16 protein-coding genes and 1 tRNA gene are annotated in these 16447 nt (G+C 65.4%); 7 read left to right on the top strand and 10 right to left on the bottom strand.

Annotation, left to right across the window (positions count from 1 at the left end; translation table 11 throughout):
- The first annotated feature begins 36 nt into the window (after nucleotides 1–36).
- Complete coding sequence (locus tag VSX77_RS04490) at nucleotides 37–453, top strand: Lrp/AsnC family transcriptional regulator (RefSeq protein ID WP_338426464.1); 417 nt, start codon at nucleotides 37–39, stop codon at nucleotides 451–453.
- Here the strand turns inward: VSX77_RS04490 and VSX77_RS04485 are convergent.
- Nucleotides 450–818, bottom strand: coding sequence for a RidA family protein (locus VSX77_RS04485; RefSeq protein ID WP_338426463.1), 369 nt, complete (start codon nucleotides 816–818; stop codon nucleotides 450–452). The genes VSX77_RS04490 and VSX77_RS04485 overlap by 4 nt on opposite strands.
- 185 nt (nucleotides 819–1003) lie before the next feature.
- A complete protein-coding gene (locus VSX77_RS04480; RefSeq protein ID WP_338426462.1) occupies nucleotides 1004–1927 on the bottom strand; it encodes a crotonase/enoyl-CoA hydratase family protein in 924 nt (307 codons plus the stop codon).
- Between the two features lie 277 nt (nucleotides 1928–2204).
- Between VSX77_RS04480 and purC the strand changes: the two genes are divergently transcribed.
- Both purC and VSX77_RS04470 read left to right on the top strand, forming a co-directional pair.
- Nucleotides 2205–2981, top strand: coding sequence for a phosphoribosylaminoimidazolesuccinocarboxamide synthase (gene purC, locus VSX77_RS04475; RefSeq protein ID WP_338426461.1), 777 nt, complete (start codon nucleotides 2205–2207; stop codon nucleotides 2979–2981).
- A 274-nt stretch (nucleotides 2982–3255) separates the two neighbouring features.
- Nucleotides 3256–6144, top strand: coding sequence for a M16 family metallopeptidase (locus VSX77_RS04470; protein ID WP_338426460.1), 2889 nt, complete (start codon nucleotides 3256–3258; stop codon nucleotides 6142–6144).
- 177 nt (nucleotides 6145–6321) lie between these two features.
- Here VSX77_RS04470 and VSX77_RS04465 read toward each other — a convergent pair whose 3' ends face one another.
- The 3 genes from VSX77_RS04465 to VSX77_RS04455 form a co-directional block, all read right to left on the bottom strand.
- The gene (locus VSX77_RS04465; RefSeq protein WP_338426459.1) at nucleotides 6322–6741 is read right to left on the bottom strand and encodes an addiction module antidote protein; all 420 of its coding nucleotides are present in this window, start codon (nucleotides 6739–6741) and stop codon (nucleotides 6322–6324) included.
- A gap of 299 nt (nucleotides 6742–7040) precedes the next feature.
- A complete protein-coding gene (gene bfr, locus VSX77_RS04460; RefSeq protein WP_011540899.1) occupies nucleotides 7041–7523 on the bottom strand; it encodes a bacterioferritin in 483 nt (160 codons plus the stop codon).
- A 99-nt stretch (nucleotides 7524–7622) separates the two neighbouring features.
- Nucleotides 7623–7796: a (2Fe-2S)-binding protein gene (locus VSX77_RS04455; RefSeq protein WP_338426458.1), complete on the bottom strand. Its 174-nt coding sequence runs from the start codon at nucleotides 7794–7796 to the stop codon at nucleotides 7623–7625.
- A 179-nt stretch (nucleotides 7797–7975) separates the two neighbouring features.
- Here VSX77_RS04455 and purS point away from each other — a divergent pair, with 179 nt between their 5' ends.
- Both purS and purQ read left to right on the top strand, forming a co-directional pair.
- On the top strand, nucleotides 7976–8206 hold the full coding sequence (purS, locus tag VSX77_RS04450; RefSeq protein ID WP_338426457.1) for a phosphoribosylformylglycinamidine synthase subunit PurS: 231 nt from the start codon (nucleotides 7976–7978) through the stop codon (nucleotides 8204–8206).
- A 23-nt stretch (nucleotides 8207–8229) separates the two neighbouring features.
- Nucleotides 8230–8895, top strand: a complete 666-nt coding sequence (purQ, locus tag VSX77_RS04445) for a phosphoribosylformylglycinamidine synthase subunit PurQ (protein ID WP_338426456.1) — start codon at nucleotides 8230–8232, stop codon at nucleotides 8893–8895.
- Here purQ and VSX77_RS04440 read toward each other — a convergent pair.
- Both VSX77_RS04440 and VSX77_RS04435 read right to left on the bottom strand, forming a co-directional pair.
- Nucleotides 8857–9252: a hypothetical protein gene (locus VSX77_RS04440; protein ID WP_338426455.1), complete on the bottom strand. Its 396-nt coding sequence runs from the start codon at nucleotides 9250–9252 to the stop codon at nucleotides 8857–8859. The genes purQ and VSX77_RS04440 overlap by 39 nt on opposite strands.
- Before the next feature lie 6 nt (nucleotides 9253–9258).
- Nucleotides 9259–10008, bottom strand: coding sequence for a queuosine precursor transporter (locus VSX77_RS04435; RefSeq protein ID WP_338426454.1), 750 nt, complete (start codon nucleotides 10006–10008; stop codon nucleotides 9259–9261).
- Between the two features lie 74 nt (nucleotides 10009–10082).
- Here VSX77_RS04435 and VSX77_RS04430 point away from each other — a divergent pair.
- A tRNA-Arg gene (locus VSX77_RS04430) sits at nucleotides 10083–10159 on the top strand.
- Here VSX77_RS04430 and VSX77_RS04425 read toward each other — a convergent pair.
- On the bottom strand, nucleotides 10160–11461 hold the full coding sequence (locus tag VSX77_RS04425) for a DUF4118 domain-containing protein (protein WP_338426453.1): 1302 nt from the start codon (nucleotides 11459–11461) through the stop codon (nucleotides 10160–10162). It lies immediately after the preceding tRNA gene.
- A gap of 135 nt (nucleotides 11462–11596) precedes the next feature.
- Here VSX77_RS04425 and VSX77_RS04420 point away from each other — a divergent pair, with 135 nt between their 5' ends.
- A complete protein-coding gene (locus tag VSX77_RS04420; protein WP_422397282.1) occupies nucleotides 11597–13516 on the top strand; it encodes a potassium transporter Kup in 1920 nt (639 codons plus the stop codon).
- A 10-nt stretch (nucleotides 13517–13526) separates the two neighbouring features.
- Here VSX77_RS04420 and VSX77_RS04415 read toward each other — a convergent pair whose 3' ends face one another.
- Together VSX77_RS04415 and VSX77_RS04410 are read right to left on the bottom strand one after the other, a co-directional pair.
- On the bottom strand, nucleotides 13527–15029 hold the full coding sequence (locus VSX77_RS04415) for an MFS transporter (RefSeq protein ID WP_338426452.1): 1503 nt from the start codon (nucleotides 15027–15029) through the stop codon (nucleotides 13527–13529).
- 273 nt (nucleotides 15030–15302) lie between these two features.
- Nucleotides 15303–16337, bottom strand: coding sequence for a LacI family DNA-binding transcriptional regulator (locus tag VSX77_RS04410; protein ID WP_338426451.1), 1035 nt, complete (start codon nucleotides 16335–16337; stop codon nucleotides 15303–15305).
- Between the last annotated feature and the right edge of the window lie 110 nt (nucleotides 16338–16447).

The raw sequence follows: 16447 nt of genomic DNA, 5'->3' as shown, positions 1-16447 counted from the left end.
GCGGCGCGGGCGTCACTATGGCGGCAAGGGGGGATTATGGACGCGATCGACCGGCAGATTTTGGCGATGCTGCGCGCCAATGCCCGCCTGCCCCTCAAGTCGATCGCCGCGACCGTCGGGCTGGCACGCAGTTCGGTGCGCGCGCGCCTGTCGAAGCTCGAGGCGGCGGGAACGATCGGCGGCTATCATGCGCGCATCGTCGATCAAGGCGGGATCGCGGCGATCCTGCAGCTGCGGCTTGCGCGCACGCCGTCGCCCGAGATCGTCGGGGCGATCACCGACATGGCGGAGGTTGTGCGTTGCTATTCGCTGAGCGGCGACATCGACCTTCTCGTCGAGATCGAGGCCGCCGATGGGGCGCAGCTTAACGCCACGCGCGACCGGATCGCGACGATCGCGGGAGTCGATGACACGACGACCGCGCTGATCCTGAAGCGCGACAAGGATCGCTAGGCGGCGGCAATCGCCTCGATTTCGAGCAACCAGGCCTCGTCGTAGATGTCGGCGATGATGATCGTCAGCGCGGGCGAATGATCGCCGAGAATCTCGTGGCGGACCCGGTAGTTCGCTTCGCGATATTGGCGGTCGGACAGAAAGACGGTGACCTTGACCAGGTCTTGCAGCGCCATCCCGCCCGCGCGAAGCTGCGTTTCGATGTTGCGCCACACGATCCGGCATTGCGATTCGAAGTGCGCAGGAACATTGTTTGCCTCGTCGACCGGAACCTGACCGCTGACGAACAGCCAGCGTCTCGGTGCCTCGACCAGATGCGCCTGCGCATAGGAAACGCCGGTGGGATTGATTGCTCGATTGGGCATGATGGGTCTCGCTTTGCCGGAGGAGGGGAGGATCAATCCGGCCAGCGCCCCGGCGCAAAGCCCTCGTCGCGAGATGTTCAGCGCCGAGGCGTCGGGAAGGGCGGGTCGATCCATCGGCGCAGCTAGACGGCTTTTCGCGCATGGCTCCAGCGCCCGATCGGCGGATGGCCCGGCAGAGTGGCGGTTCAGCTATACGGCGGTGTATCCTCGAACTCGGCGAACCAGGGGTAATCGTTTGCGACGCTGGCGGTGAAGTTTGCGGGCCGCTTTTCGAGGAAGCTCGACACGCCTTCGGCGGCGTCGGGGCTGCGCCCGCGGGCGAAGATTGCGCGGCTGTCCCAACGATGCGCGCTCATCGGGTGCGGGGCGCCCAGCATCCGCCACAGCATGTGGCGGGTGAGCGCGACCGACACGGGCGCGCTGTGGTCGGTCAGTTCGCGCGCCTTGGCAATCGCGGCGTCGACCAGTTCGCCGGGGGCGTGAACCGATTGGACGAGGCCCTTTTCATGTGCTTCCTCGGCCGGGATCAGCCGCCCCGAAAAACACCAGTCGACCGCGGTCTGGATGCCGACGAGGCGCGGCAGGAACCAGCTCGACGCCGCTTCGGGGACGATCCCGCGGCGCGCAAAGACAAAGCCATAGCGCGCGGTTTCGCTCGCGAGCCGCGCGTCCATCGACAGGGTCATCGTCGCGCCGATGCCGACCGCGGCGCCGTTGATCGCGCCGAGGACGGGTTTCTTGCAGTCGAAAATGCGCATCGACACGCGCCCGCCCGAATCGCGAATCAGCGGGTGCGACCAGTCAATCGTCCCGTCGGCGGCGACCGGGCTCGCCGACATGCCGTCGGGCAGGATCGCCTGCTTGTCGGTGCGCTTGTCATAATCGAAGGTCGCCGCGCCTTGGCCCAGATCGGCACCCGCGCAATAGGCCTTCTCGCCCGAACCGGTGAAGATCACAGCGCGCACACCGTCGTCGTCGTCGCATTCGTCGAGCGCCGCGACGATTTCCAGCATCATTTCGGTGGTGAAGGCGTTCATCCGGTCGGGGCGGTGCAAGGTCAGCAGCGCGATGCCTTCGTGGCGATCGAGGCGAATCTGGTCGAAGCTCATGTCTCTCTCCCTTGGGTTTGGGCCATCGTTGCAAGCGATGCCGACGATGGCAAGCCCTTTACGTAAACGTAAACTCAACGTCGCCCCCGCGAACGCGGGGGCCGCTATCGGCGCAGCACAAGGTTGCCAGCGGCCCCCGCCTTCGCGGGGGCGACGTGACTGGTGACGCGCCGCACCTTTGCCGCTATAGGCGCCCGAACCGCCCCGGCGCCGCGTCTCCCTCGTGAGTCGCCACCGCCGGGGTCATTCATTTGGTTCCGACAGAAAGTTGACCACTATGGCCCGTCGCCGCCAGATTTACGAAGGCAAAGCCAAGATTCTGTACGAAGGCCCCGAACCGGGCACGCTGATCCAGTATTTCAAGGACGATGCGACCGCGTTCAATGCGCAGAAGCGCGGGACGATCAACGGCAAGGGCGTGCTCAACAACCGGATTTCGGAGCATGTGTTCACGCTGCTGGGTAACATCGGCGTGCCGACGCACTTCATCCGCCGCCTCAACATGCGCGAGCAGCTGATCCGTCAGGTCGAAATCGTCCCGATCGAGGTGATCGTCCGCAATGTCGCCGCGGGCACGCTGTCGAAGCGGCTGGGGATCGAGGAAGGGACGCAGCTTCCCCGCACGCTGATCGAATATTGCTACAAGGACGACGCGCTCGGCGATCCGCTGGTGGCCGAGGAGCATATCGCCTGCTTCAACTGGTGCAGCCAGGACGAGCTTCACGACATTCAGGACATGGCGATCCGCATCAACGACTTCATGAGCGGCATGTTCGCTGCGGTCGGCATCCGCCTCGTCGATTTCAAGCTCGAGTTCGGGCGGCTGTACGACGGCGATTTCAGCCGCATCATCCTGGCCGACGAGATCAGCCCGGATGGTTGTCGTCTGTGGGACATGACGACGAACGAGAAGCTCGACAAGGACCGTTTCCGCCGCGACCTCGGCGGCGAAGTCGAAGCCTATCAGGAAGTCGCGCGCCGGCTGGGGCTGTTGCCCGAGGGCGGCGACAATGCCGTGCTCGACCTCGAAAGCCACCGCAAGAAAAAGGGCTGAGCGGACGTTAAATCCTCCCTGTCGCGCAGCGATGGGGAGGTGGCAGTGCGAAGCGCTGACGGAGGGGCTAATGGCGCCAACGTCGCGGCCCCTCCACCACTCGCTGCGCGAGCGGTCCCCCTCCCCACGGCTACGCCGCAGGGAGGATTAGTTTCGGCCCTTCGGTCTTGGTTGAGCTTGGCGGGTCGAGTCGCAGCGCTTAACAAATCATCGCTGCCGCCCGTCCACGGCGGCTCCGCCTTGACGCGGACGCAATGATCGCCAGAACGGCCCGATGACCAGCCTCATCCTCCGGCGCGCCGCCATCGCGCTGTCGCCGTTTGCGCTTCTCGCCCTCTGCTCGCCGCCGCTGCTTGCCAAAGAAGTCGAAACGCCCGCCGCCGCCGCGGTCAATCCGCAGAACGACGCCGCAAGGGCGTGGAATTTCGCCACCAGCGACGTGCCGGTCGATCCCGAAACGATTTTCGGCGTTCTTCCCAACGGCATGAAATATGCGCTGCTGAAAAACAGCACGCCCCAGAACAGCGTCGTCATCCGGATGCGCTTCGACGTTGGCAGCTTTGCCGAGGCCGACGATCAGCGCGGTCTTGCCCATTTCCTCGAACATATGGCGTTCAACGGGTCGACGAATGTGCCCGAGGGCGAGATGATCAAGCTGCTCGAGCGCAAGGGGCTGGCGTTCGGCGCCGACACCAACGCCTCGACCGGTTTCGACGAGACGATATACAAGCTCGACCTGCCGAATGCGTCGGACGATCTGATCGATACCGGGCTGATGCTGATGCGCGAGACGGCGAGCGAGCTGACGATCGATCCCACCGCGGTCGACCGCGAACGCGGTATCATCCTGTCCGAGCGGCGCGCGCGCGACACCTATCAGCTGCGCAACCTCATCGACCAGCTCGATTTTCAGATGCAGGGGATGACGGTCGCGAACCGCCTGCCCATCGGTACCGAAAAGGTGATCCGCACCGCGCCCGCGTCGCGGCTGCGCGACCTGTACGATCATTATTACCGTCCCGAGCGCGCGACATTGGTCATGGTCGGCGATTTCGACCCCGCGGCGATCGAGGCGAAGATCAAGGCGTGCTTTGCCGACTGGACGGGGAAGGGCGCGGCAGGCGCGGATCCCGACATCGGCACGATCGACTATGCCCGCGCCGCGGCCGCCGACGATTTTATCGATCCCGCAATCCAGGATTCGGTGACGCTCGCCGCGTTCCGCCCGTGGATCGACGAACCCGATACCCAGGCGAAACGCGCGCGCCTGATCGCCGAAAATATCGGCGAGGCGATCGTCAGCCGCCGCCTTGCCAAGATCGCGCTCGATGAGGATTCGCCGATCCTTGGCGGATCGCTGTCCGACGCGAACGGCTGGAAAATCTTCGATCAGGTGACGATCGGTGCGGTGGCGAAGGAGGGCGCGTGGCAGGAGGCGCTGGCGCTCGTCGAGCAGGAGCGGCGGCGTGCGATCGAGCATGGGTTTACCGCGGCCGAGGTCGCCGAACAGCTCGCCAACCAGCGCACCGCGCTGCGCAACGCCGTCGCCGGCGCGGCGACGCGCCGCAGCGAGGCGCTTGCCGATGCACTCGTTGTCGCGGCAAAGGGCGAGGCGGTCTTCACCCGCCCCGAAGCGCGCCTGGCATTGTTCGAGGCGGTGGCGCCCTCGCTCGACGCCGCCGCGGTCACCGCCGCGTTCCGCAAACGCATGGAGGGGCTGAGCGCACCGCTCGTGCGCGTAACGGCGAAGGCGCCGATCGCGGGCGGCGCCGACGCGATCCTCGCCGGCCTGCAAGCGTCGATGAAGGTTTCCGTCGCGCCGCCCGCCGAGGCTGCGAGCGCCGCCTTTGCTTATGATGATTTCGGCGCGCCCGGGACGATTGTCGCCGACGACCGGATCGAGGACCTGGGCATCCGCCGCGTCCGCTTTGCCAATAATGTGATGCTCAACATCAAGACGACCGATTTCCAGAAGGACCGCGTGATGCTGTCGCTGCGCGTCGACGGCGGGACGTTGCTTGCGACGCGCGACGATCCGACGCGCGTTTCGCTCGCCAGCTCGTTCATGCTCGGCGGGCTGGAGGCGCATAGCGTCGACGATCTGCGGAGCGTGCTTGCGGGCAGAACAGTCAGCCCCGCCTTTGGCGCCGCGATCGATGCGTTCGGCGGCTCGGCGACGACCTCGCCCGAGGATTTCAGGCTTCAGGCGCAGCTGCTCGCGGCCTATCTGACGCATCCCGGCTATCGCGCCGATGGGCTCGCGCTCATCCGCCGCGTGCTGCCGCAGCAATATGCCGCGAACGACGCGACTCCCGCCGCCGTCATCGCGCGCGATGCGGGCGGCATCCTCGCGAACGACGATCCGCGCGCGCAGACCCCGCCGCTCGATAAGGTGATGGCGCTCGACTGGGCGCAGCTCAAACCCGTCATTGCCGACAGCCTCGCGAATGGCGCGATCGAGATCGGCGTCGTCGGCGACATCAGCGAGCAGGCGGCGATCGACGCGATCGCGGCGACCTTCGGCGCGCTGACGCCGCGCCGCGACGCCTTCGACCCGCGCAGCGATGCGCGTATCCGTGAATTTGCGATTGACCGCAGTGAGCGCACGCTGATCCATAAGGGGCCGGCCGAACAGGCGGAGCTGCGCGTCTATTGGCCCGCGCGCGACGACAGCGATCTGGCCGAGGCGATGCGGCTTCACCTGCTCGCGCGGGTGATGCAATTGAAGCTGACCGAGGAACTGCGCGAGCGGCTCGGCGAAAGCTACAGCCCTGGCGCCGCCGCCAGCCTGTCCGACGAGTTTCCGGGTTATGGCCACCTCTTCGCCGCGAGCAATGTCGATTACAAAGATCTGGCGACGACGCGTGCGGCGATCTTTGCTATCGCAAAGGATCTGCGCGATACGCCCGCCGACCCCGACCTGCTCGACCGCGCGCGGCGCCCGCTGGTCGAGGCGATGACCAAGGCACGGCGCGAGAACGTCTATTGGCTGAACTATGTCGCCGAAGCGACGAGCCAGGCCGATCGCCTCGACCGGAGCCGCAACGGCATCGCCGAGGTCGAGGCCGCGACACCCGCCGAGTTGCAGGCGCTGGCGCAGCGTTATCTGACCGACGACAAGGCGCTGATCATCAATGCGGTGAGCGACAAGGCGGGGAAATAGCGCGCTGGTGTCCAATGACGACCGATTGCGGACGTTGCCGTCCTTACCTAACCCGTTCGCATCGAGCGAAGTCGAGATGCCCCTCGGGCTAGGCCTAGCGCCGATGGGTGTCTCGACTTCGCTCGACACGAACGGAAAGAGGGGAAGGTCCGCTCACCACCCCAAAACGGTCAAAAGCTAAACCCGCCCCGGTGCCTTTGCCCGAATGAAATTTTCCAGCGCGGCGAAGAGCATCTCGCGCGCGTCGCTGCCCAGCATTTCGGCGGTTCGCCCGTCGAAATCGACGCGGTCGCCGCGCGCCGCGGCTCCGACCATCGCGGCGAGCAGCGCCTCGTCGAAACTGAGCCGCGGGCAGCAAGGCGGCGCGACGGCAAAAGGGTCCGGCCAGACATGCGCGATTGCCTCAACCACCAGACGAAAGCGGCGCGCCGCCAGGATATTACCCCAGCGCCTTTCAAGCTCGGGCATCGGATCGTGGCCGCTGCGGCGGCAGAGGATCGAATAGCGCAAGGCGAGCACCGCCTGTGCGGCCTCCACTGACAGGCCGCGCACCAGCGGCTGTTCGGTAAGCTGGCGGATCACTGTGCGGCTTTGCATGACATCCTCTCTCCCGACCCGGTGCAATCCGCCGGTCCGCTGCATCGCAGCGGAAAAAGATGCCGGCCGCCTTGTCGCAGCTTGAAGATGCAGCGGCCGGCAGGAGGGGACTGCCTGACTGTGCTATTGAGAATTAATCGCAATTACAAGTGAAAAAAGAGGCGCCCGAAAGCGCCTCTGGGATCTGCGGTTTTCTATCTCGTCGCCCCCGCGAAGGCGGGGGCCGCTGTCAATTCATACGACGAAGCGGGAAAAGGCCGCATGCGGCCCCCGCCTTCGCGGGGGCGACATTTTCATTCTCAATCGTCGCCCGCAGGCTTCGACTGAAGCTGGATATAATTTTCGATGCCCATGCGCTCGATCATCTCGAACTGCTTTTCCAGCTCGTCGACATGATGTTCCTCGCTTTCGAGGATGTCGGCGAACAGGTCGCGGCTCACATAGTCGCGCACGCTTTCCGAATGGGCGATCGCATCCTTGAGCAGCGGGATCGCTTCCTCCTCAAGCGCGAGGTCGGCCTTCAATATTTCCTCGACCGTCTCTCCGACGCGCAGGCGGCCGAGCAACTGAAAGTTGGGAAGGCCGCCCAGGAAGAGGATGCGATCCGCCAGCTTGTCGGCATGCTTCATCTCGTCGATCGACTCTTCACGCTCGAAATGCGCGAGGCGCGCGACGCCCCAATTGTCGAGCATCCGGTAATGCAGCCAATATTGATTGATCGCGGTCAGCTCGTTCTTCAGCGCTTCGTTGAGGAAGTCGATGACCTTTTCGTCGCCCTTCATGATGTCAGTCCTGTCATTTTCGTTGTGCGGGGATGGCGGCATCATACCGCCCCGGACCCCATCAGGCCAAGGGTAAAAATGGCAGAAATCTGCTAAAAATCAGGCGGCTGCGGTCGCGTCGCTGATGATATTGCGAGCGAATGACAGGCACTGGCCGCACTTGGGTTTGCGACCCAGTTGCGCATAAGCGGCCTTGGCACACCGCAACTGGCCGCTCCGCGCAACATCGCGCAGCTGGCTTTCCCTTATTGCGTTGCAGACACAGACGACCATGTGCGAATCCTTCTCAACAACCCTGATCTAGGGATAGTGCGAGAGATTCGCAACAGGAAAGATGCGAGTGGTTCGCAGTCCGAAGAAGCCTATTTTTCATCGGCATGGCCTTGCCCGAAAAGTGATTCGCGGGCATAGGCGCGCGCATCTTCACGCCCTCCCACACAAAGGTCCGCCCCATGAAAGTGAATGTCTACGTCACGCTCAAGCCGGGGGTGCTCGATCCGCAGGGCAAGGCGATCCATCATGCGCTCGAGGGATTGGGCTTTGCAGGCGTTGCCGACGTGCGCGCGGGCCGCTTCATCGAACTCGACGTGGCTGACAGCACGAGCGATGCCGACCTCGACGCCATGTGCGCCAAGCTGCTCGCCAACACGGTGATCGAGAACTACCGCATCGAACGCGCCTGACCCGCATTTAAGGAGCCTGCCCCATGAAGACCGCCGTCATCGTCTTTCCCGGCTCCAACTGCGACCGCGACATGGCCGTCGCGCTGGAGACGGTCACCGGCCGCGCCCCCGCGATGGTATGGCACCGCGAGACCGAGCTGCCCGATGGCACCGATTTCATCGCGCTGCCCGGCGGCTTTTCCTATGGCGATTATCTGCGCTCGGGCGCGATGGCGGCGCGTTCGCCGATCCTGCGTGCGGTCGCCGACGCCGCGGCGCGAGGCGTTCCGCTGCTCGGAATTTGCAACGGCTTTCAGGTGCTGACCGAGGCCGGTCTGCTCCCCGGCGCGCTGATGCGCAACGCGGGGCTGAATTTCGTCTGCCGCAACGTCCCGCTGAAAGTCGAAAACAGCCAGTCGTTGTTTACCGCGAGCTATAGCGCCGGCGAGCAAATCCATATTCCGGTCGCACACCACGACGGCAATTATTTCGCCGATGCGGACACGCTCGACCGGATCGAGGGCGAAGGCCGCGTCGCATTTCGCTATCTGGACAGCGTCAACGGGTCGGCACGCGACATCGCGGGTATTCTGAACGACGCGGGCAATGTGCTCGGCATGATGCCGCACCCCGAACGCGCGATCGACCGCGCGCACGGCGGCACCGACGGGCTACGCCTGTTCGAGGCGGCGCTCGGCGTCCTCGCCTGATCGGCGCGGCGGCGACGCTTCGGCGGCGCCTTCGCTCCGCGGCAACCAGGGGCCGACGATCAGCAGCACCGTCGGCCAGAGCATCGTGTTCCAGATATCGTGCCAGTGCTCGGCGTCGGGCTGGATCGTCGAGCGGCTATATTCGGCGGTGAGGTCGAGCCATTCGCCGCCGCATGCCATCGCCAGCACCGCCAGCCATGCGGCGATCCAGCCGCCGCGCCCGCGCCATGCGAGGCGCACGACCAGAAACAGCGCCAGGCCGAAATAGACGTGCAGCGCGTCCTTGCCGAGGCCCGTCGCCTCGATAACGGACATTTTGCGCGTTTCGAACAGAACGGCAATCTCGATCAGCGTCATGTGGGGTCAAACCTTGGCGGCAAAGGGGGTGAAATCGGTGCCTTCGTCGAACACGTCGACACCTTCGCGCCGCTTCAACGCGCCAACCACGACATAGGTTACCGGCGTCAGCGCCGCCTCCCACAAAGTCTTGATCAGCCATTGCGACAGCACGACCTGATAAAGCTGTTCGGGCGGCCAGCCGGCAAGGCCGTAAAAGGCGAGGGGATAGAAAATCAGGCTGTCCAGCCCCTGACCGACGACCGTAGAGCCAATGGTGCGCATCCACAGGAAGCGCCCGCCGGTCCACAGCTTCATCCGCGCCAGGACATAGGAGTTGGCGAACTCGCCGACCCAGAAGGCGGTCATCGAGGCGAGGACGATGCGCCAGCTGTTGCCGAACACGAACTCATAGGCCTCCTGACCCGGCCAGCCGTCGGCGGGCGGCAGCGACACGACCGCCCACGCCATGAAGGCCATGAAGGCCAGTGCGGCAAAGCCCGTCCAGATCACCCGCCGCGCGCGGGCGTAGCCATAAACTTCGGTGAGGACATCGCCGATGATGTAGCTGATCGGGAAAAAGAGCACCCCGGCGCCGAAAGCCCATTCGCTGCCGTCCGGCAACACGACATAGCTTGGCTTCGACGCGCCGATGATGTTCGACAGGAGCAGGATGGCGACAAAGGCCGCCATCAGCAGGTCGTAATAGCGGAAGTGGCGGACGCTCGCGGCGTTCACATGCACGGGCGGCATCGGCGGAGGCGGTGTGTCGGTCATCGACGCGCTGCTTAACGCGCTTTGCAGCCGACGCAAACCACGCTATTCGCGCAGCCGTCCTTAACCGGCTCCACGCGCCCGTAGCTCAGCTGGATAGAGCACCCGCCTTCTAAGCGGGTGGCCGCAGGTTCGAATCCTGCCGGGCGCGCCATCATCCAACCGCCAATCGATAACCCACGGCCGGTTCGTTGATGATCAGCGCCGGCCGCACCGGGTCGCGCTCGATTTTCTGGCGCAGGCTTCGCACCGCGACTCGCAGATAGTCGATATGGTCCTGCTGCGCCGGTCCCCACACCGATCGCAGGAGATGGGCGTGGGTAAGAACACGGCCGGCGTGCTTGGCGAGCTCGGCGAGCACCGCATATTCCTTGGGCGTCAGATGCACCGTTTCCCCGTCGCGCCGGACGCTGCGCCGGTGCAGGTCGATCGCTAGCGAACCGATGACCAGTGGCTCCTGCGCAGCACCGGGGCTAAGGTCGACGAGGCTGTCGATATAGCGATCGAGCTGCGCGGTTTCGGCGGCGACGGCCGCGGCGAGCGCCTTGTCGCCGCCCTCGGCCCGCCGCAGTGCGCGCGCCGCGGCGGCGATGGCGTTGAGGCGCGGCTTGACGTCCTCGCCAATCGACATGAGCAGCGCCGCGCTCAGCCGGTCGCGCTCGCGCAGCGCGGCCACTTCGCGCGCCTCGCCCTCGAGCCGCGCGCGTTCCAGCGCGAGGGCGACCTGATCGAGCAGGTTGCCGAGCAGCTGGCGCTGATTTGCGGCGACCGGCGGCAAACCATCCTCGCGCGCGAGACCTGCGGCGGCGAGGACAGCGTCGCCCGAGGCGATCGGGTGGAATTGCCAGTCGGCGGTATCGCGACGCGAAACGCCGCGGCCCGATGGTTCGCCGGTGGCGAGGGTCAGCGCGGCGGCGGCAAGATCGCTGGGGCCGAGTGCGACGCTGGCCGGGGCGGCGGCGGCGATTTGCGGTGCCTCGCTTCCAGTGACAAGCACCACATGGCTGCCGAAGAGCCGCGCGAGCTCATGGACCGCGACGTCGGCGATCGACTGTTCGTCGGTGCAGGAGAGGAGGCGGCGTGCGAGGCCGGCGATTGTCGCGTTGCGCGCGGCGTGCGCGTCGGCGCGCCGACTCTGTTCGCGCAGCGACGCGGCCAGACGGCTGGTGACCACGGCGACCAGGAACAGCGCGGCCACCGTCACGATGTCGGCAGGGCTGTGGATGGCGAAGGTGCGATAGGGCGCGGTGAAATAGTAATTATAGGTGAGTGTCGAGAGGACGGCGGCGGCAATCGCCGGCCATTGCCCGCAGCTGACCGCGGCGACGAGCACCGGCGGAATATAGAGCAGCGCGACCGGGGCGTTGCCCCACCGATCGGCGATCAATAATCCGGCAAGCGTCGCGCCGGCGATCAGAAGCAAGGTGGCCGCATAGCCGCCAAGGCGTTTTGCCATTTCATTCTGCCGGATCGCCCGGCTTGTCGCAGTCGTGTCCATGCGCACATAAATGCGCTTCCCGCGCCGCGGCGTCGAGAGGCGCGAGTAAAATCCACATGGAATCTTTATGCCGTCCAACGCCACATCGCGGGCATGGAAAATCATCCGAACACATCATCGTCAGCCGGCGACGCGGCTTCGCTCCCCCACGCGCCCAAGGATCGCTTGCCCGTGCTGATGCTCGGCGCCATTGGCGTCGTCTTTGGCGACATCGGCACCTCGCCGCTCTATGCGCTGAAGGAAAGTTTTATCGGGCCGCATCCGCTGGCGGTCGACCGCCTGCACATCTTTGGCGTGCTCAGCCTCATCTTCTGGTCGCTGATGCTGATCGTCACCGTCAAATATGTGTTCGTGGCGATGCGCGCGCACAACCGCGGCGAGGGCGGCTCCTTCGCATTGCTCGCCCTGGTGTCGCGCCATCTCGCAGCTAGCCGATGGAGCGGGACGTTGGTGGTGCTCGGCGTGCTCGCGGCTGCCATGTTCTATGGCGACGCGATGCTGACCCCGGCGATCTCGGTTCTCTCTGCGGTCGAGGGGCTGATGGTGGTCGAGGCGGGCTTGCAGCCGCTCGTGCTGCCGATCGCGGTGGTGATCCTGATCGCGCTGTTCCTGATCCAGTCGCGCGGGACGGCGCGGGTGGGGGCGTTGTTCGGGCCGATCGTCCTCGTCTATTTCGCGACGCTGGCGACGCTCGGCGTGGTCAACATCGCCGCGCACCCCGAGATCCTGGGGATTCTCAATCCCTGGTGGGCGGTCGAGTTTTTTCTCTATGACACGCGGCTCGCTTTCCTCGCGATGGGGTCGGTGTTCCTCGCGGTGACGGGCGCCGAAACGCTCTATGCCGATATGGGCCATTTCGGGCGCAAGGCTGTGGGGCTCAGCTGGCTGACGCTTGCCTATCCGTGCCTGATGCTGAACTATATGGGGCAGGGCGCGCTGTTGCTCGGCACCCCCGAAGCCGTCGAGAATCCTTTCTATCTGATGGCGCCTGAATGGGCGCGACTGCCGCTGGTGTTCATCGCCACCGCGGCGACGATCATCGCCAGCCAGGCGGTGATCTCGGGCGCCTTTTCGGTGACGCATCAGGCGATCCAGCTGGGCTTCCTGCCGCGCCTGCGCACGCTGCACACCAGCGAAAAGGCGGCGGGGCAGATCTATATTCCCGCGATCAACTGGGGCTTGCTGGCGATGGTGCTGCTGCTCGTGCTGGGCTTCGGCGAATCGACCCGGCTGGCGTCCGCCTATGGCATTTCGGTTATCGGCACGATGCTCATCACCACGCTGATGCTCGCCGTCCTGATCTTCAAGGTCTGGCGTTGGAATGGCTGGCTGGCGACGGGAACGATCGGCCTGTTCCTGCTCGTCGACGGCGTCTATTTTGCTTCCAACATTACCAAGATTCCCGACGGCGGCTGGTTCCCGCTGGTCGTCGCGGCGGCGCTGTTCACCATACTCACCACCTGGGCCACCGGCCGCCGCCTGATGCGCGCGCGGCTGGAGGAGGCGAGTATGCCGCTACCGCTGTTTATCGAATCCGCCGCCGCCTCTGCGCACCGCGTCCGCAACACCGCGGTGTTCATGTCGGCATCGGCCGAGGGCATTCCTCCGGCGCTGCTCCATAATCTGAAGCATAATCAGGTGCTGCACGAACGCGTGCTGATTCTCACGGTGCTGGTCGAGGATGTGCCCTACGCCGATCCCGCAACGCGGCTCGAGGCACAGGACGCCGGGCGTGGCTTTTTCCGCGTGATTCTGCGCTATGGTTTCATGGAGGAAGTCGACGTCCCGCGCGACCTTGCGCGGCTCGACGCGATCGGCGATCCGTTCGACATGATGACGACGAGCTTTTTCCTGGGGAGGCAAAAGCTGGTCGCCTCGACCGCCAAGCCGGGGATGGCATTGTGGCGCGAGCGGCTGTTCGCGTGGATGAGCAAAAGCTCCGAAAGCGCGATGGAGTTTTTCAAGATCCCGACGAACCGCGTCGTCGAGCTCGGCAGCCAGGTCCAGATCTGACCTCGCCGGCTCAGGTGCGCTTGGGCGAAAGCATCGGGACGATGCGCGCCATGGCTGCGATCGCGAGCAACAGCGTCGCCGCCGCGAACGCCATCGTGTAGATGGGCTCGCCGGGGAAAAACGCCTGCATCGCCGATCCCATCAGCGACGCGACGAGCAGCTGCGGGATCACGACGAAGACGTTGAACAGCCCCATATAGATGCCGAGCTTGGCCTGCGGCAGGCTCGATGCGAGGATCGCATAGGGCATCGCGAGCACCGAGGCCCAGAAGATGCCGATGAAGATTTCGCTGAGGATCAGCAGCATCGGATCGCGCAGCACGAAGAAGCTCGCAAAGCCGATCGCGCCGCAACCAAGGCCGATCATATGCGTCGGCGCCTGCCCCAGCCGCCGCGAAAGCCAGGGGAGCAGCGTCAGCGCCGCCACCGCGGCGACGCCGTTGTACACGGCGAACAGCTGGCCGACCCAGTTCGCCGCCGCCTGATAGTCGGCGCTCGCGGCATCGACCGCGCCATAATGATATTGCGCGACGATCGGCGTCGTGTTGATCCACATGATGAACAGCGCCGACCAACTGAAGAATTGCACGAGCGCAAGCCGCTTCATCAGCAGCGGCATTCCCGCGAAATCGCCGATGATGCTCGCCAGTATGTTGGTCGTCCGCCCGCGTCGGGCCAGCATGATGGCGGCGATGTTCGCCAGCCCATAGGCGATGAGCAGCGCGCCGAGCAGCAGCACCTCGCGCAGCAGCGCAAAATGCTGCTGGACCGCGGCGACCGCGGCGCCCGCGGCGATCCAGACAAGGCCGGCGCCAAAGCCACGGTCGGCAAGATTGTGCGCGGGCGGCGGCGCGGACGCCGGCTCGCTCGCGGCAAAACTTGCCATTTGCGCCGGATCATATTCGCGCGTCGTCACGATCGTCCACAGCACCGACAGGAACAGCGCGGCGCCGCCGAACCAGAAGGCATATTTGACGGTGTCGGGAATCTGTCCGGGCGGCGCGACATTGGCGACGCCCATCGCCTCCATCGCCGCGGGAAACAGCGATCCGACGACCGCGCCCGCGCCGATGAACGCGGTCTGCACTGCATAGCCGGCGCTATGCTGGTCCTTCCGCAGCATGTCGCCGACAAAGGCGCGGAAGGGCTCCATCGAAATATTGAGCGAGGCGTCGAGCAGCCACAGCATCGCCGCGGCGAACCAGATGGCCGGGCTTTCGGGCATCGCGAACAGCGCGATCGCGGCAAGGATCGCACCCGCGAGAAAATAGGGACGGCGCCGGCCGAGGCGGCCGAGCCAGGTCTTGTCGCTCAGATGCCCGACGATCGGCTGGACAAGCAGCCCGGTCAGCGGCGCGGCGACCCACAGGCCGGGCAGCCGCTCGATGTCCTCGCCAAGCGATTGGAAGATGCGGCTCATATTCGCATTTTGCAGCGCAAAGCCGATCTGGATGCCGAAAAAGCCAAAGCTGATGTTCCACAGGCCGGCAAAGCCCTGCCGCGGCTTGTCCATGCGTCTCTCCCCGTCGGGCCGCGCGCGCGGCTTCTGACGTGCCGGTGTTGCAGCGCGGACCGGGCAGGGCAAGCGGCTTGGTGGTTTACGTATACGAATACGTGAGGGCCATGAATCCTCCCTGTGGCGAAGCCATGGGGAGGTGGCAGCGCGAAGCGCTGACGGAGGGGCTTTGGCACCGCCGTCGCGGCCCCTCCACCACTCGCTGCGAGCGGTCCCCCTCCCCATCGCTGCGCGACAGGGAGGATTTTATGCCCGCCCATCAGACCCCCCTCAAACCGCCGTGCTCTGCCTCTTCACCAGCCGCGTCGGCAAAACCCGCCGCTCGGCGTCCTCGCCGTCGATGCGGCGGAGCAGCGCATCGACAAGCAGCTCGCCCGCGCCTTTCATGTCCTGCATCACCGTCGTCAGCGTCGGTGAGGTCAGGTTGGCGGCGGGGATGTCGTCGAAGCCGATGATCGCGACGTCCTGCGGCATCGCCATCCTCGCTTCGGCGAGCGCGCGCATCGCGCCGATCGCAATCAGGTCGCTCGCGGCAAAGATCGCGTCGAAGCGCGCGCCGCCCGCCAGCAGCGAGGTCGCCGCGGCATAGCCCGACGCTTCCGACGACACGGCATCGCGCTGCAGCGCGGGGTCGGGTTCGATCCCCGCAGCGCGCATGGCTTGGCAAAGCCCGCGATAGCGATCGTGAAACTCGGGCGCGTGATCCGATGCGTCGCCCAGGAAGGCGATATGCCGCCGCCCGATCTCGATCAGGTGTGCGCCCGCCTGCTCGCCCGCGCCGATATTGTCCGACCCGACGGTCAGGCCGATGTCGCCCTTTGACACCGATCCCCAGCGCACGAATTTCGTGTCCATCTCGACCAGATGTTCCAGCTTTTCGCGGTAAAGCTGATAGTCGCCATAGCCCAGCAGGATGATGCCGTCCGACCGGTGGCTGTCCTGATAGGCGACGTGCCAGTCGTTGTGCATCTGCTGGAAACTGATGAGCAGATCATAACCGCGCAGCGCGCATTGGCGCGTGATCGACCCCAGCATCGACAGGAAAAAGGGGTTGATCATCGATTCGTCGGGCGTGGGATCCTCGAAAAAGAGCAGGGCGAGCGTGTGCGTGCGCTGCGACCGCAGGCTCGAGGCGTTCTTGTCGACCGTATAGTTGAGCTCTCGCGCGATGCGTTCGATGTTCGCGCGCGTCGCGGCGCTCACCGATTTGCTGCCGCGCAGCGCGCGCGACACGGTGGGCTGCGACACACCCGCCAGATAGGCGATGTCGAAACTGGTCGGCTTGGCGGAGGGCGGACGCCCCATGTTCCTCTCCTGCCACGGCCGCCCGGTGGCGGCCGTCTGTTGCGCATGATTTAGCGGCTGGCCGGGACGGCGCAATGGCTTGGCGGACCGGCGCGGCAGCGGCATCGTCG

This window comes from Sphingopyxis sp. TUF1 (genome assembly GCF_036687315.1).
Taxonomy (GTDB): Bacteria; Pseudomonadota; Alphaproteobacteria; order Sphingomonadales; family Sphingomonadaceae; genus Sphingopyxis; species Sphingopyxis kveilinensis.
Note: the sequence above shows the minus strand (reverse complement) of the source record. Positions and strands in the feature narration are given on the sequence as shown.

Coding starts and splice junctions, on each gene's coding strand:
- VSX77_RS04490 (WP_338426464.1), top strand. CDS start 37: ATGGACGCGATCGACCGGCAGATTTTGGCGATGCTGCGCGCCAATGCC.
- VSX77_RS04485 (WP_338426463.1), bottom strand. CDS start 818: ATGCCCAATCGAGCAATCAATCCCACCGGCGTTTCCTATGCGCAGGCG.
- VSX77_RS04480 (WP_338426462.1), bottom strand. CDS start 1,927: ATGAGCTTCGACCAGATTCGCCTCGATCGCCACGAAGGCATCGCGCTG.
- purC (WP_338426461.1), top strand. CDS start 2,205: ATGGCCCGTCGCCGCCAGATTTACGAAGGCAAAGCCAAGATTCTGTAC.
- VSX77_RS04470 (WP_338426460.1), top strand. CDS start 3,256: ATGACCAGCCTCATCCTCCGGCGCGCCGCCATCGCGCTGTCGCCGTTT.
- VSX77_RS04465 (WP_338426459.1), bottom strand. CDS start 6,741: ATGCAAAGCCGCACAGTGATCCGCCAGCTTACCGAACAGCCGCTGGTG.
- bfr (WP_011540899.1), bottom strand. CDS start 7,523: ATGAAGGGCGACGAAAAGGTCATCGACTTCCTCAACGAAGCGCTGAAG.
- VSX77_RS04455 (WP_338426458.1), bottom strand. CDS start 7,796: ATGGTCGTCTGTGTCTGCAACGCAATAAGGGAAAGCCAGCTGCGCGAT.
- purS (WP_338426457.1), top strand. CDS start 7,976: ATGAAAGTGAATGTCTACGTCACGCTCAAGCCGGGGGTGCTCGATCCG.
- purQ (WP_338426456.1), top strand. CDS start 8,230: ATGAAGACCGCCGTCATCGTCTTTCCCGGCTCCAACTGCGACCGCGAC.
- VSX77_RS04440 (WP_338426455.1), bottom strand. CDS start 9,252: ATGACGCTGATCGAGATTGCCGTTCTGTTCGAAACGCGCAAAATGTCC.
- VSX77_RS04435 (WP_338426454.1), bottom strand. CDS start 10,008: ATGACCGACACACCGCCTCCGCCGATGCCGCCCGTGCATGTGAACGCC.
- VSX77_RS04425 (WP_338426453.1), bottom strand. CDS start 11,461: ATGGCAAAACGCCTTGGCGGCTATGCGGCCACCTTGCTTCTGATCGCC.
- VSX77_RS04420 (WP_422397282.1), top strand. CDS start 11,597: ATGGAAAATCATCCGAACACATCATCGTCAGCCGGCGACGCGGCTTCG.
- VSX77_RS04415 (WP_338426452.1), bottom strand. CDS start 15,029: ATGGACAAGCCGCGGCAGGGCTTTGCCGGCCTGTGGAACATCAGCTTT.
- VSX77_RS04410 (WP_338426451.1), bottom strand. CDS start 16,337: ATGGGGCGTCCGCCCTCCGCCAAGCCGACCAGTTTCGACATCGCCTAT.